Here is a 13,672-nt window from a genome sequence, read left to right on the forward strand (position 1 = left end):
GAACGAATGATGGCGCCCGCCGCCATCGGTTCTACGATCCAGCCAGAGTGGTTCGCTGCAGCATATGGTCTTGCGTTTTAGAAATGAATTCTGAACCGAGGAAGCGTGTCATGGCCGCCAAAACGGCTCCGGCTCCGACGCGGACAGGAGCCCTTGTTCGTATGGCGGCCGGCGTATCTGCCCTCGCGCTTACCGGCCAGCTCACGCTCGTTGCGGCCATTCCCGTCCTCACGCGGCTGTACTCGCCGGAGGATTTTGGAATCTTTACGATCTATCTCTCGGTCGTGAACATCCTCGGTGCAATAGCCGGGCTTCGCTTCAGCACCTCCCTGTACGTCGTTGAGGACAGGGCCGGGGCGCTCATCGCGCTCAAGCTCGTGCTCCTCGCGGTCTGCGGTACCAGCCTGGTCGTGCTTACCGCCGGATACCTGCTCTCGGCCATGATGCCGCCGTCACTGCAACATCTGGTCTGCCTTGTACCGATCGGGATGGCGGCGGTCGGCGTTGCCGACGCAATGAACTGCTGGTGCTTGCGCTTCAATCACATACGCGACTTCGGCATGGGCCGCCTGATCCTGCCGGCAACGATGGCGCTGCTCCAGGTGGGCTTTGGCCTCGCCGGCATCGGCGACGATGCAATGGTCCGAGCTCACATCCTGAGCCAGGTCGTGCTGATCGCATTTCTCTGCATCCGGCTCCTGAAATGGGAAGATATCCGCCACATAAAGCAGGCCTCGTGGCAATCGGTCGCGGCGACGGCGCGGCGGGAGTACAAGTTTCCTCTGTTCGAGCTGCCCTCGGCCTTCGTGGGATTTGCCATCATCAATCTCCCCGCAATCTTCATAGGCTCGCTGTTCGGTACCGCATTCGCCGGCCATTTTGGTGTCGCCGCCCGCCTTGTGACCGGCCCAGTCACCCTGATCGCCTTGCCGCTCAGCAATGTCTTCGTCGCCGAGGCCAGCAAGGGTTTCGATCGTCAGCATCTGCTCAGCACCGCATTCGGCCTGCTGGCCGTTGCCGCCGTCCTGATCGCTCTGCCGGTACTCGGCCTGGGGTTTGTTTCACCCTTCGTCGTCGTTCCGCTGCTCGGGCCGTCCTGGATGCCTACAGGTCAAATCATGGCCGCCCTGGCGCTCATGTGCGCCGCGCAGGCCCTGTCGACGCCCATTCAAGAAGTCCCTACCCTTTTTCGTCGTCAAGAATTGCGCCTGGCCGTCGATGTGGTGCGGGCCATGTTTGTATTTGCGCCGCTCCTGATCGGCGCTCGCCTCGGCCAGGATCCGTTGCAGGTGATCTTCGCGATGGCTGCAGGAGGAGCTACCGGCTACACCCTGGGAATTGCCGTGGCGCTGATCCTTCTGAGCCGCCCAGGCGGAGCGCGGCCATCGGGTGCGCCCGTCAATGGGCCCGTATGAACCGGAAGGCCGAGGGCGTGCTGCCCGGCCTTCACGTCGACTTGTGGAGGCATGACATGGACGAAAGATCTCGGGCGGAAGCCGCCGAGTCTCCCAGCGCGACCATATGCTTCATGCGAATGAATGATGAGAAGATCTCGCTCCTCTTCATACTGTGACATTGATACTCGGTCGGTTGCATTCCAATGACGTTACGGCCATTGATTGATACGGACCAAGATCCGGAATCTCCGCCTTTGCAGGCAGCAGCGGCGGCGCAACCAGTGCTTTTCCTGCTGCCCGGCTCGCTCGGCTACGGAGCCAGCCTCGCAGCCCTCGCCGCTTCGATCCGCGAGATGGCCCATGTTGTTCCGATCCGATACCCAGAACTCGGCAAGATATTACAGGGGCAGGACAGCGTTTGCGATATGGCTGCTGCCGCACTGGAGCAGATCAGTCGTGTCCAGCCTCGAGGGTCCGTCAGACTTCTCGGCCATTCGCTGGGTGGAGCGGTCGCCTTCGAGGTCGCAACGCGACTAGTTGCCTCCGGCCGGTCCGTGACGTTCTTTGGAATTCTCGACACCAGCCTCATGGGCGAGCGCAGCTCTGCATGGGAGACGTTGAGCCGCACGGTCCACCGTGTCCGCAGCAACCGCGTCACGGCGTCCCGCATGGTCTGTCGCGCCTTCGCCAAAGCAGCCGTCGCGATCGGCCGTGAAGCCGACCTCGCCCGGATGATCGATCGCCGTGCAAAGGGCCAGTTCAGCCTTACCACCTTCAGACTCAAGCAGGAGTTGCAGGAGGTCTTGCGAGCGAAGGCTTACTTCCGCTGGTTGGCGGAGCCGAAATCGACACTGCCGATATCCGCCGTTCTGTTCCGGTGCAAGCGGAAGAAAATGCCGCAAGCGCTGGGGTGGGACCGGGCGTTTACGCACGTCGACGTCGTCCCAACCGCAGGGACTCATACTGATCTCGTGATGCCTCCGTACCTTACAATGAACTTGCACCTCGTCCAGAAGGCGTTGTCGCAAGCCTACTCACCAGCCGAGCTTCCCGATAGAGAGGGGGATTGTTCTCGTGTCCCTACAAGCAAGTCACAGCCGAACCGAACGAGCGTTCAGTAGCGACGCCCTGGTCGTTGACGCACCATTGGAGGTCGCGCGCATCGTCGCGTTTTTGCGCGACCAGGTTCTTGGCGTGCTTGGCCGACGCGGAGCCATCGTCGGGCTTTCCGGTGGCATCGACAGCTCCGTGGTGGCAGCGCTCTGCGCGCGGGCATTTGGAAACACGAAGGTCCTGGGGCTGCTCATGCCCGAACGCGACTCGTCCGACGATTCACTGCGGCTGGGTCGGGTCGTTGCCACGCAGCTGCGCTTGACCACGGTGGTCGAAGACATCGCTCCGGCCCTCGAAGCGTTGGGCGCATACGCACGGCAGCGAGAGGCGATCCAAGCCATCGTACCCGAGTACGGGGCCAACTGGAAATGCAAGCTGGTATTGGGATCCGTTTTGGAGCGTGACGGTATCAACTTCACGCGCCTGACCGTCCAGGACCCGAACGGCAACACTTCCACCGTACGTCTTCCGCCCGAGGTCTACCTACAGATCGTCGCCGCAACCAATTACAAGCAACGCGTTCGCAAAATGACGGAGTACTATCACGCCGACCGCCTGAAATACGCGGTCATCGGCACGCCAAACCGGCTCGAGCATGATCAAGGCTTCTTCGTGAAGCAGGGTGACGGTGATGCGGACGTCATGCCGATTGCGCATCTCTACAAGAGCCAAGTCTACCAGCTAGCCGAATACCTCGGCATCGACGAGGAAATCAGACGGCGCCCGCCAACATCCGACACCTTCTCGATGCCGCAGAGCCAGGAGGAATTCTATTTCGCCGCGCCGTATAAATTAACCGATGTTTGCATGTACGCCGTCAACCACGGCATTTCTGCCGACGAAGTCGCCGATGCCGTCGGCATGGCGGCAACGCAGGTGCAGAAGGTCTTCAAGGACATCGCTTCGAAGCGCCGGGCGACGCGCTATCTACACGCCCGGCCACTGATTGTGGATGCAGTGATCGAGGACTGAACGGCATGTGCGGCATCGCGGGAATCGTGGCGCTGAACGCGAACGCTCCGGGTCCTTCGCGGAAAGCGCTCTTGCGCATGCTGGGGACGCTTGCCCATCGCGGCCCGGACGAGCGGGGCCTCTACCGGGATGAACGCGCGGGTCTGGCGCACGCGCGGCTCTCGATCATCGACATCAAGGGCGGACAACAACCGCTCAATGATGCCGGCGGAGCCGCCTGGATCGTATTCAACGGCGAGATCTTCAACTATGTCGAGTTGCGCGCCCAGTTGATCTCACTCGGCCATCACTTCCACACCCGCAGTGACACGGAAGTGCTCTTGAAGGCCTATTGCGCCTGGGGCGAGGCGGCGTTCGAACGGATGAACGGACAATGGGCCGTTGCCATCTGGGACCCGTCCGCCCGCCGCCTCGTCTTGTCGCGCGACCGGAGCGGAATCTGCCCGCTCTATATCTGCGAGCATCAGGGCCAGCTGTACTTCGCCAGTGAAGTCAAGGCCATCTTCGCGGCAAATCCAGCCATCCCTCGGGCACTGGACCCAGTAGGCATCGACCAAACCTTCACCTTCTGGAGTACCGTGCCGCCCCAGACCGTGTTTCAGGGGGTCAGGGAGATTGAACCCGGACACGTCCGCAGTTACGCGCGGGGCGAGGTTCGGGATCACGCATTCTGGACCCCGCGCTATCCCACCTGTCCCAACGAGCATTTCGGCTCAGACATCAACGACAAGATCGATGCCGTGCGCAATGCGCTGGAAACGGCCACGGCGTTCCGAATGGTGCGGGCCGACGTTCCCGTGGGAAGCTATCTCTCCGGCGGGCTCGACAGCTCGCTTGTTGCCGCACTCGGGAGCCGCTTCGCAGAAGGCCGCTTTCAGACCTTCTCCTTGCGCTTTAGCGACGCAGAATATGACGAGACATCCTACCAGCGCCTGATGGCGCGCGCGATCGCAAGCGAGCACCACGAGCTGATGGTCTCTCGCCAGGACATTGCCGAGGCCTTTCCAAAAGTGATCTACCACACCGAGCGCCCTATCCTGAGGACCGCTCCTGTACCGTTGTTCCTGCTCTCAAAGCTCGTGCGCGAGCGCGGCATCAAGGTCGTCCTGACCGGCGAAGGGGCCGACGAAATGTTCGCCGGCTACGATCTGTTTCGAGAGGGCAAGATCCGCCGTTTCTGGGGCCGTCAGCCTTCGTCGACGCGGCGAGCAGCCCTCTTGAAGCGCCTCTATCCGTATATCTCCCGGTCGCCGGTCCACACGCAGGCCGTCGCTCTCAAGTTCTTCGGGCACGGCATTTCCGCGATTGATGCACCTGGCTTCGCTCACCAGCCGCGCTGGCGAAGCACCAGTGCGATCAAACGCCTGTTCTCCGACGATATGCGTGATGTAGCTCCGCGGGCGGATCCGGTGACCGAATTGCTTGATCGTCTGCCACCGGATTTCGCCCACTGGACCTCGCTCGCACAGGATCAATACCTCGAGACCAAGACCCTCCTGGCCGGCTACCTGCTCTCCTCCCAGGGAGACAGGATGCTCATGGCACACTCGGTCGAGGGCCGGTTTCCATTCCTTGACGACAATGTCGTCGAGCTCGCGAACTCGCTTCCCGACGCGTGCAAGCTTCGCATTCTCGATGAGAAGCATGTCCTAAAACGTGTCGCGCAGTCGCAGATGCCACCTGAGATCGTAAAGCGGAAGAAACAGCCCTACCGCGCTCCCAATGCGCTCTGCTTCGTCGACGGGGGTGGGTCCTCCTATGTCGACGAGGCGCTCTCGCGCAGGAGCATCCGCGCCGCCAACATCTTCGATCCAGTTGCGGTCGAGCGGCTCCACAGCAAGTGCCGGGCACACGCAGAAGCTGGCGCCGCCGACCTATCCAATTTCGACAACATGGCGCTCGTCGGCGTGCTGTCCACTCAGCTCCTATTCCAGCAGTTCGTCACAGATCGCCCAGCGGGCGCGGACCGGATCGTGCTTGCCGTTGACGCCGACCACCAACACGCATCGGGAGCCTACGCATGATGAACGATCCCGTGCCGCTCCTGCGTGATTACCTAGTCCACTCGACCCGCCGCAACGGCGCCAAGGTCGCACTCGTGTGTGACGGTCAGCGGGTGACCTACGACCAGCTCGAGGCGCGGTCGAACTCGGTCGCACACCATCTGGTAGAAGCCGGCGTAGGGCGAGGCGATCGCGTGGTCATCTTCGCCGACAACACTGTCGAGGCAGCCGTCAGCTTCTGGGCCGTGCTCAAAGCCAACGCGATCGTGTGCCTCATCAATCCCCTCACGAAACGCGACAAGCTTTGCTATCTCCTGAACGACTGCCAGCCGGCTGCACTTATCGCGCAAGCGCGCCTTTACGAGACGTTCCACCAACCAGCGAACCATTGTCCCTCCTTGCACCGGGTCATCGTGTCCGGCACGATCGACGATACCGATCTGAACGCACTGCCGCATGCCGTCCGGTGGAGTGTCGCAACAGCGAGCACCCACAACACAGCTCCGGCGCGCCGCTGCATCGACATCGACCTCGCCGCGATCGTGTACACCTCGGGATCGACCGGTGAGCCCAAAGGGGTGATGCTGACGCACCGAAACATGATGACGGCGTGCACGTCCATAGCGTCATATCTGGATGTGCGCGAGGATGAGGTCATCCTCAACGCCCTGCCCCTCGCCTTCGATTACGGCCTGTACCAGATGATCATGGCTGTTCGTTCCGGAGCACGCCTCGTTCTGGAGCGCTCGTTCGCCTACCCTGCCGAGGTACTTCGGCATATCGCGGAAGAGAGAGTGACGGGCTTTCCCGGCGTGCCCACCATGTTCTCGACTCTGCTTCAGCTGGACCTGAAGAGTTGCGATCTTTCCAGCATTCGCTACGTGACCAGTACCGGCGCCGCGCTACCGGTCCAGCACCTGCGCCAATTGAGAGATACGTTTCCCGGCGCACGCATCTACTCCATGTACGGACTGACCGAATGCAAACGCTGCACCTATCTTCCGCCTGAAGATCTCGACCGGAAACCGTCGAGCGTCGGAATTGCGATCCCGAACACGGAAATGTGGATCGTCGACGAGCGCGGCCAGCGGGTGGGACCCGGCATTGCCGGCCAGCTCGTCATTCGCGGTGCGACGGTCATGAAAGGCTACTGGCGAAAGCCAGAGGCTACCGCGAGGCGACTGAAGCCTGGGCCGCTTCCCGGCGAGCAAGTGCTGTATACTGGCGATTACTGCGAAATGGACGCGGAGGGATATCTCTACTTCATCAGCCGCAGCGACGAGATCATCAAATCGCGAGGCGAGAAGGTCGCGCCCAAGGAGGTCGAGAGCGCATTGCTGGACATTCCCGGAATACGGGAGGCGGCGGTCGTGGGCGTTCCCGACGACCTGCTCGGCCACGCCATCAAGGCGTTTGTGGTCGTCGACGTCGACCAGGAGCAACCTATAAGCGAGAAGCAGATCAAGCAGGAGTGCCAGAAGCGCCTCGAGAGCTTCATGGTCCCCAAATACATCGTTATCGTACCGGAATTGGCGCGGACGAACGTAGGCAAGATCAACAAGAGAGAACTCATCACGGGATGATATTCAGACCAGGACTGAACGGCCCAAGAACTTCAGATGGAGCATGAATGCAATGACACTCGTCTCGCCGCTGGATCCCCTAAAGAAGCAAATTCGCGCATTCCTGACCGCCAATTTCTACATCAGCGACGTCGCCGCATTGAAGGACGATGCTTCCCTTCTCGACCAAGGGATCATCGACTCGACAGGGGTGCTCGAGGTCGTTGGATTCATCGAGACGACCTTCGGCATCGCGGTCGACGATAGCGAGATCCTGCCTGAGAACCTCGATACCATACAGGGCATGGCAAGCTACATCGACGGCAAAATCAGCGCCACCGTCGATACGTGAGCAGTCCGGCGATTGAAGCAAGCGAGCGATCCGGTGGCTCGATAGCAGCTTGACACTCGGGCTCCGTTGGGCCTCGAGCGTACCGCGACGTCGCTGTTCGGAGACGGGTCTCCCACGTCAGTCGGTGGGCCAGGATCAAACGCTCGTTTTCGAAAGAGGTACGCAGCGAACGAATAATCTTCCGGCATATTCGCAGCGCGAGCGCGACGTTTTCATTCAAACGCACGAAGACGCAGGCACTGGTTTGCTCCTAGTTTTTCCTGGCGACGATGCCTCGGTCATTCTGCACAGTATCGAGTACAGGGAGGTGAAGATGAAAGCGGTAGTTCAGTGCGGCGGCAAAGGAACCCGGCTTCGCCCGCATACGTCCATTTTGCCAAAACCTTTGATGCCGATTGGCGCGCGTCCGGTCCTCGAACTCGTTCTCAAATGGCTGAGGCGAAACGGGATCGCCGACGTTTACGTCACGACCGGCTATCTCGGCCATTTGATCCGCAGCGTCTGCGGCGATGGCAACCAGTGGAATATGCGGATCACCTACACGCAAGAGCTCGAACCCCTCGGCACCATCGGTCCATTGTCATTGCTCCGAGAACAACTCGACGAGCCGTTCCTGGTCCTCAACGGCGATGTGCTGACTGACCTGAACTTGAGCCAGCTCATCCACAATCACCGAAAGTCCGACGCCCACATCACCATCGCCACTTCAGTTCGCCACACGAAGATGGACTTCGGCGTGATTGATGAAACGGACGGGCATGTGATCGGGTTTCGCGAGAAGCCGGAACTGACGAATCTCGTCAGCATGGGGATCTACTGCATGAACCCCGTCGTTCTCGAACGCATTCCGTCGGGCGTTCCGTTCGGATTCGACGACTTGATGTTCCAGATGCTCGAGGACGAGGCCCGAGTGAACGTCTTCAAGCACACTGGCCTTTGGCTCGACATCGGCCGGGTCGACGACTTCCTGAAAGCCCAGGACATTGCGTGGGACGAGCAGTCCGCGGCATTCGCAATTGCGGCTGCGTGATGTGCGGCATCACCTGCACAAGGAAATAACGGGAAGAGGAACACATGCTGTTGGTATCAGAACCGACCCTTGGACCTGATGAAAAGGAAGCTCTTGTCGCGGCGATCGATAGCGGCTGGATCACCATGGGAGATCGGGTGCGCGAATTCGAGCAAACATTTGCATCCATGCATGGTGCCGACGAAGCAGTTGCGGTCGGTTCGTGCACGGCCGCGCTTCACCTGATCCTGCATGCACTCGGGATCGGTCCGGGCGATGAGGTGCTCGTTCCGTCTCTCACGTTCGTTGCTACCGCCAATGCCGTGCTCTACGTCGGAGCACGGCCCGTGTTCGTCGATATCGAATCCGGAGCAGTCCCCCTGATGTCCGTGGCCGATGCACAGCGAAAATGCACGTCGCGGACGAAGGCGGTGATCCTGATGCACTTTGCCGGCTATCTCGCCGATCGTGAGGAATGGCAAGCCTTCGCCCGCAGCAAGGGCCTGCTCCTGATCGAGGACGCCGCACACGCGCCCGGCGTGAAGGGCGTCGGCACGTTTGGCGATGCAGCCGCTTTCTCATTCTACGGCAACAAGAACATGACGACCGCCGAAGGCGGCGCAATCATAACGCGACACCGGATCCTGAACGACATGATCAAGCGAGCCAGGTCGCACGGGATGACCAGCAACACGCGCCAACGTCTCGTCAGCCGCAGCCCCGAATACGATGTGACCATTCTCGGCTTCAACTACCGCATGGACGAATTGCGCGCCGCAGTCGGTCTGGTGCAACTGCGGAAGTTGCAGGGCTGGAACGACACGAGGCGCCGCCTGTCGTTGCATTATCGGCGGCGCCTTGCCGAGCGCTGTCCATCGGTTCTAGTACCATTCAAGGCATCGTGGACATCGGCTCACCATCTGCTCCCGGTCGTGCTTCCTGCGGCCAGCGCCAGGCAGCCGCTGATCGAGCACTTGAGCAAGCGCGGCGTTCAGACGACCATTCACTATCCACCCGTGCACCGTTTGACGTTCTATCAGGATCTGTGCCCAGGCATCAGCCTGCCCAACACCGAGGATTTTTGCGGGCGTGAGCTCACTCTGCCGCTTCATCCTGCAATGACCACAGCCGATGTCGATCACGTGGCCGACAGCCTCGCGGATGGACTTCGTGCCAGCTGTCCCGCGGAGGTCGTACAGGCATGAGCGAACTGGCGAATACGGGGTGCGCACGAACAGCGGCTCCGGCACTGCGGTTGCGGCGCCTCGTCGATATCCTCTGTGCCGGAACGGCGATGGTGGTGTTCCTGCCGATCTTCTTGCTTACTGCGCTCGCAATCTGGACCGAAGGCGGGCGTCCGATCTTTTATTCCCAGTTGCGTCTTGGACTGAACGGATTGCCGTTCCGCATGTACAAGTTCAGGAAGTTCAGAGCCGATTGCGACGATCGCGGAAGTCCGCTTACGGCGATGAACGACGACCGCATGACAACGATCGGCAGAGTACTGGCTGCGTTCAAGCTGGACGAGTTTCCGCAGCTCTGGAACATCCTGCGGGGCGACATGTCATTCGTCGGTCCAAGGCCGGAAACGCTGGCATTTGCGGATTGTTTCCGAAACGGATTTGAAAAGATTCTCGAGCACAAGCCAGGCCTTGTCGGACCGTGCCAAATTCTGTTCCGACACGAAAATACGCTATTCCCTCAAGATGGCGATGTAGCCGACTTCTATAGGAAGGTCTTGTTTCCCGCCAAGGCGAAGATCGACCTGGCATACTACCCCAATCGAACCATTATGTCCGATCTCTGGTGGGTTGTTCAAACCGCCTGGATCATTGTGGGAGAGCCGCTCCTCAGCTGCATACGAAAAGACCGGCCAGACGGCCGTGGCAGAAAGCCTACCGGATATATCGGTGGCACGCTCGTTTCAAAAGCCGATGGGTGTTCAAATGACGAATGAAAGGCGAACTGCGCTGCTCGTGGGTGGGGCCGGCTATGTGGGCTCAGTGATCACCGGTCATCTCCTTAGGAACGGCTGGCATGTTCGCTGCCTCGATCAGCTCATCTACAGGAACGAGAGCTGTGTCTGGCCTTATCTGAGCTATCCGCAATACGAATTCTTGCACGGCGATATTCGCGATCCGCGTCTCGCCGCCCAGGCCTTGAAGAACGTTGACGATGTCGTTCTGCTCGCCGGCCTCGTCGGCGACCCCATCACGAGCAAGTATCCTGACGAGAGCCACTCTATCAATCGAAACGGCGTCGGGTTCTTCATCGACGCCGTTCAACATCACCCTGTCGATCGGCTCGTCTTTGTGTCCACCTGCTCGAATTATGGCCTTGTGGAGGAGGACACCGCGGTCGACGAGAATTACCCGCTTGCGCCACTTTCCCTTTACGCCAAGCACAAGGTCGAGATGGAGCAGAAGATCCTAGGCCTCAAAGGAAAGGTTGATTTTCATCCAACGGTCCTGCGCTTTGCGACCGCTTTTGGTCTTTCCTCGCGAATGCGGTTCGATCTCACCGTCAACGAATTTGTGCGCGAACTCCATTTGGGGAACGAACTGCTGGTGTTCGACCCAAAGACCTGGCGCCCATACTGTCACGTTCGTGATTTTGCCCGCGCGATCGAACAAGTCCTCCGCGCCCCCACCAGCAAAGTTGCTTTCGAAGTCTTCAACGTGGGCTGTGAGGAGAACAACTTCACCAAGCTGATGGTGGTCGAGGAGATCATGAGGCATATCCCGCGATCGAAAGTGACCTATCAGGAACGCGGCGCGGACCCCCGGAATTACCGGGTGAATTTCGACAAGATCCGGCGGGTGTTGAATTTCAGTCCTGAAATCAGCGTCCAGCAAGGCATCAGCGAGATTCTCGCGGCCTTGAGCCAGGGCCTGTTCGACAACGTCGAAGAGCAGAGACACTTCTTCGGGAACTACGAGATCTTCCTTCCCACCGCCCTCGCTGACCTGAAGAGGGCGGTCTAAGAAGGACCGTGGGTCTCCAAATCGCGAAGCAATAAGGGCTGGTTGCATTGGGAGTTCATCCATGAAGTGCAAAAAGCGGAGCAAGTGCTCTGCCGGCCTCCTGCTAGGTCCGTGCGCGGCAATTTTGCTCATCGCGACAAGTGGACAGTCCCTTGCCGCGCCTTACAAGCTCGAACCCGGCGATACCATCGAGATTTCGATCGGCGGCCTCCCGGACCAACGCAGCCGTACACAAATCCAGATGGACGGAACCATTCCCCTTCCGGGAGGGGGATCGGTTGAAGTTGCGGGCCTGACCCCCGCCCAGATGCAGAGCCGCATCGAGACGCTGCTGCAAGCAAGGATACTGCGTCAGCGGCTGACCGACGGACGCGACCAGGCATTCGTGGTCAAGCCGGGCGATGTCATGGCAACCGTAGCGGAATACCGGCCGGTCTACGTTTCCGGCGATGTACTCACACCTGGGCAGCAGGCCTATCGAGCTTCGATGACCGTGCGCCAGGCGGTGGCAGTCGCCGGCGGCTTCAGCCTGCTGCGATCACGCGGTGTGCAACCTGGCGCCGCCGACCCCGCGGATCTCGTGCGGGACTACCAGTCTCTCGCCACCGAATACACCAAGGAATACTTCCACATCGTCCGAACCGTTGCGGAGCTCGACGGCCGCGATACTTTCGATGCGACGCCCCCCACCGACATCTCGCTGCCTGCGAACGTGATCAGTTCGGTCGTTCAAGCCGAGAGCGACTCTCTGAAGACCTCCCAAAACGACTACCGCACGGAACGACGGTTCCTCGAGGACGCCGTCAAGCAAACGGACGCGCAGTTCGCCACCCTTAAGAAACAGCAGGAAGGTGAAGAGAAGGGCGTGCAGGCCGACGAAGAAGAGCTCGAACGGGTCATGAAGGCATTCGGCTCCGGACTGCTGGCCAGCCCTCGCGTCAGCGAGAGCCGGCGCGCTTTGTTGCTGTCCTCGACCCGGCGCCTGCAGACGAGCGTCGAACTCATGCGGCTCCAGCGCCAACGTGAGGACTTCCTGCGGCAGACCGAACGCGTGACCAGTCAGCGCACGATCAACCTGCTCAAGGAGCAGAAAGATTCGAATGTTCGATTGGCGGATCTGCGCGTCAGAATGCAGGCCCTCAGTCAAAAACTGCAGCCGATCGGCGGCTCGGGTGCCATCCCGGTCAATGCAGGTGAACTCAATCCTGACGTGGTCGTCGTACGGCGGCAGGGTCAGAAATGGAGCAGGATTCCCGCATCCGTAGATTTTGACGTGGAGCCCGGTGACGTGATCGAAGTCGCATTGCGCCCAGCGGCGAGACTCTCCAATTGACGCGATAGGGGTACCCCTCCTGTACCCCTCATGGGTAAGCTCCACGTGCTCCTTCGGGAGTAGCGCGCGATTAACCCCCGGCTGCACGCGGGAAGCGTAGATCTGCCTCGCTACCCCTTACTTGATCAGGGTTAGGGTGGATGCCCTGCCCCGTCAGTAGCTGTCGGCCTCTCAGGCCGCAGTGGGGTACCCCCCATTCAGCGTTTACACGCTCCGCAGAGTTTGGAATCTCTGCGCCACATTCACTCCATGGCTGGGGGGATAAAAATGTTCAACTTGAGCCAAGCATTGCCAAGGACCATTGCCTTGCAAAGTCATTCATCGGAAGCGATATTCAATCCTACAAATCCCTTACCGTCTGTTCATTCTGGAGCCAACAACCACAAGCAGGATGGCCTGCGCGGGGTGCTGGCGCGGATCGGTTGCGGACAGGTCCTGCTCAGGCGCGGACGAGTCGTCGAACTCAGTCCAGCCGGACGCGCGATATTGGAACGTGAGTCTCGCGCCAATGCGACCCACGAAACGCTCTATGGCGCTGTCAAGGAGCTGGTCAACCGCGCAGGCGCACAATTTCCAGCGGGCTCGACTTCCTGGCTGGCGACATCGACCAAGGAAGGGTTCACCGCTCTGATCAACCAGGTCGCGAACGCATGGTCCGACGAGACCATCGCGCTGATCCTGCTGGATCTCGACGCGCACCCGGAGCCTTCGCCACGAACGCTGCAGCGTCTGTTCGGATTCACTGCTGCGGAAACTCAGCTCGCAATCGAGTTGGCGAGAGGCAACAACCTGATCGATATTGCTCGTACGCGACGACTAAGTCGAACGACAGTACGCTCACAGCTTGCTTCTCTGTTCGCGAAAACGCAGACACGCCGGCAGGCCGACCTCATCGCGCTGTTGGGGCGTCTCGCCGTTTTGCCTTAGGCAGCAACGACGCACGGGGC

At 60.2% G+C, this 13,672-nt stretch carries 12 protein-coding genes; all 12 read left to right on the forward strand.

The features are described from left to right. Nucleotides 1-110 precede the first annotated feature (110 nt). The gene (locus tag QA642_RS31405) at nucleotides 111-1,415 is read left to right on the forward strand and encodes a lipopolysaccharide biosynthesis protein (protein WP_283080321.1); all 1,305 of its coding nucleotides are present in this window, start codon (nucleotides 111-113) and stop codon (nucleotides 1,413-1,415) included. A gap of 200 nt (nucleotides 1,416-1,615) precedes the next feature. Next, complete coding sequence (locus QA642_RS31410) at nucleotides 1,616-2,518, forward strand: thioesterase domain-containing protein (RefSeq protein ID WP_283080322.1); 903 nt, start codon at nucleotides 1,616-1,618, stop codon at nucleotides 2,516-2,518. Continuing rightward, nucleotides 2,472-3,482, forward strand: coding sequence for an NAD(+) synthase (gene nadE, locus QA642_RS31415; protein ID WP_283080323.1), 1,011 nt, complete (start codon nucleotides 2,472-2,474; stop codon nucleotides 3,480-3,482). The genes QA642_RS31410 and nadE overlap by 47 nt, the downstream gene beginning before the upstream one ends. Before the next feature lie 5 nt (nucleotides 3,483-3,487). Then, nucleotides 3,488-5,506 (forward strand): asparagine synthase (glutamine-hydrolyzing), encoded by a 2,019-nt coding sequence (asnB, locus tag QA642_RS31420; protein ID WP_283080324.1) that lies wholly within the window; start codon nucleotides 3,488-3,490, stop codon nucleotides 5,504-5,506. Then, nucleotides 5,503-7,068, forward strand: a complete 1,566-nt coding sequence (locus QA642_RS31425) for an AMP-binding protein (RefSeq protein WP_283080325.1) — start codon at nucleotides 5,503-5,505, stop codon at nucleotides 7,066-7,068. The genes asnB and QA642_RS31425 overlap by 4 nt, the downstream gene beginning before the upstream one ends. A 52-nt stretch (nucleotides 7,069-7,120) precedes the next feature. Continuing rightward, complete coding sequence (locus QA642_RS31430) at nucleotides 7,121-7,399, forward strand: acyl carrier protein (RefSeq protein WP_283080326.1); 279 nt, start codon at nucleotides 7,121-7,123, stop codon at nucleotides 7,397-7,399. 313 nt (nucleotides 7,400-7,712) lie between these two features. Further along, entirely contained in the window at nucleotides 7,713-8,429 is a 717-nt protein-coding gene (locus QA642_RS31435) for a sugar phosphate nucleotidyltransferase (protein WP_283087013.1), read from the forward strand. Nucleotides 8,430-8,473: 44 nt separating this feature from the next. After that, nucleotides 8,474-9,613 (forward strand): DegT/DnrJ/EryC1/StrS family aminotransferase, encoded by a 1,140-nt coding sequence (locus QA642_RS31440; RefSeq protein ID WP_283080327.1) that lies wholly within the window; start codon nucleotides 8,474-8,476, stop codon nucleotides 9,611-9,613. Continuing rightward, the gene (locus QA642_RS31445) at nucleotides 9,610-10,365 is read left to right on the forward strand and encodes a sugar transferase (protein WP_283080328.1); all 756 of its coding nucleotides are present in this window, start codon (nucleotides 9,610-9,612) and stop codon (nucleotides 10,363-10,365) included. Before QA642_RS31440 ends, QA642_RS31445 begins: the two co-directional genes overlap by 4 nt. Further along, nucleotides 10,319-11,392, forward strand: a complete 1,074-nt coding sequence (locus QA642_RS31450) for an NAD(P)-dependent oxidoreductase (RefSeq protein WP_283080329.1) — start codon at nucleotides 10,319-10,321, stop codon at nucleotides 11,390-11,392. Before QA642_RS31445 ends, QA642_RS31450 begins: the two co-directional genes overlap by 47 nt. Nucleotides 11,393-11,453: 61 nt before the next feature. Further along, nucleotides 11,454-12,725 (forward strand): polysaccharide biosynthesis/export family protein, encoded by a 1,272-nt coding sequence (locus QA642_RS31455; RefSeq protein ID WP_283080330.1) that lies wholly within the window; start codon nucleotides 11,454-11,456, stop codon nucleotides 12,723-12,725. Between the two features lie 267 nt (nucleotides 12,726-12,992). Next, entirely contained in the window at nucleotides 12,993-13,652 is a 660-nt protein-coding gene (locus tag QA642_RS31460) for a helix-turn-helix transcriptional regulator (RefSeq protein ID WP_283080331.1), read from the forward strand. The last annotated feature ends 20 nt before the right edge of the window (nucleotides 13,653-13,672 follow it).

The sequence above is a fragment of the Bradyrhizobium sp. CB2312 genome, assembly GCF_029714425.1.
In the GTDB taxonomy this organism is placed as follows: domain Bacteria; phylum Pseudomonadota; class Alphaproteobacteria; order Rhizobiales; family Xanthobacteraceae; genus Bradyrhizobium.

Coding starts and splice junctions, on each gene's coding strand:
- QA642_RS31405 (WP_283080321.1), top strand. CDS start 111: ATGGCCGCCAAAACGGCTCCGGCTCCGACGCGGACAGGAGCCCTTGTT.
- asnB (WP_283080324.1), top strand. CDS start 3,488: ATGTGCGGCATCGCGGGAATCGTGGCGCTGAACGCGAACGCTCCGGGT.
- QA642_RS31425 (WP_283080325.1), top strand. CDS start 5,503: ATGATGAACGATCCCGTGCCGCTCCTGCGTGATTACCTAGTCCACTCG.
- QA642_RS31430 (WP_283080326.1), top strand. CDS start 7,121: ATGACACTCGTCTCGCCGCTGGATCCCCTAAAGAAGCAAATTCGCGCA.
- QA642_RS31435 (WP_283087013.1), top strand. CDS start 7,713: ATGAAAGCGGTAGTTCAGTGCGGCGGCAAAGGAACCCGGCTTCGCCCG.
- QA642_RS31440 (WP_283080327.1), top strand. CDS start 8,474: ATGCTGTTGGTATCAGAACCGACCCTTGGACCTGATGAAAAGGAAGCT.
- QA642_RS31445 (WP_283080328.1), top strand. CDS start 9,610: ATGAGCGAACTGGCGAATACGGGGTGCGCACGAACAGCGGCTCCGGCA.
- QA642_RS31455 (WP_283080330.1), top strand. CDS start 11,454: ATGAAGTGCAAAAAGCGGAGCAAGTGCTCTGCCGGCCTCCTGCTAGGT.
- QA642_RS31460 (WP_283080331.1), top strand. CDS start 12,993: ATGTTCAACTTGAGCCAAGCATTGCCAAGGACCATTGCCTTGCAAAGT.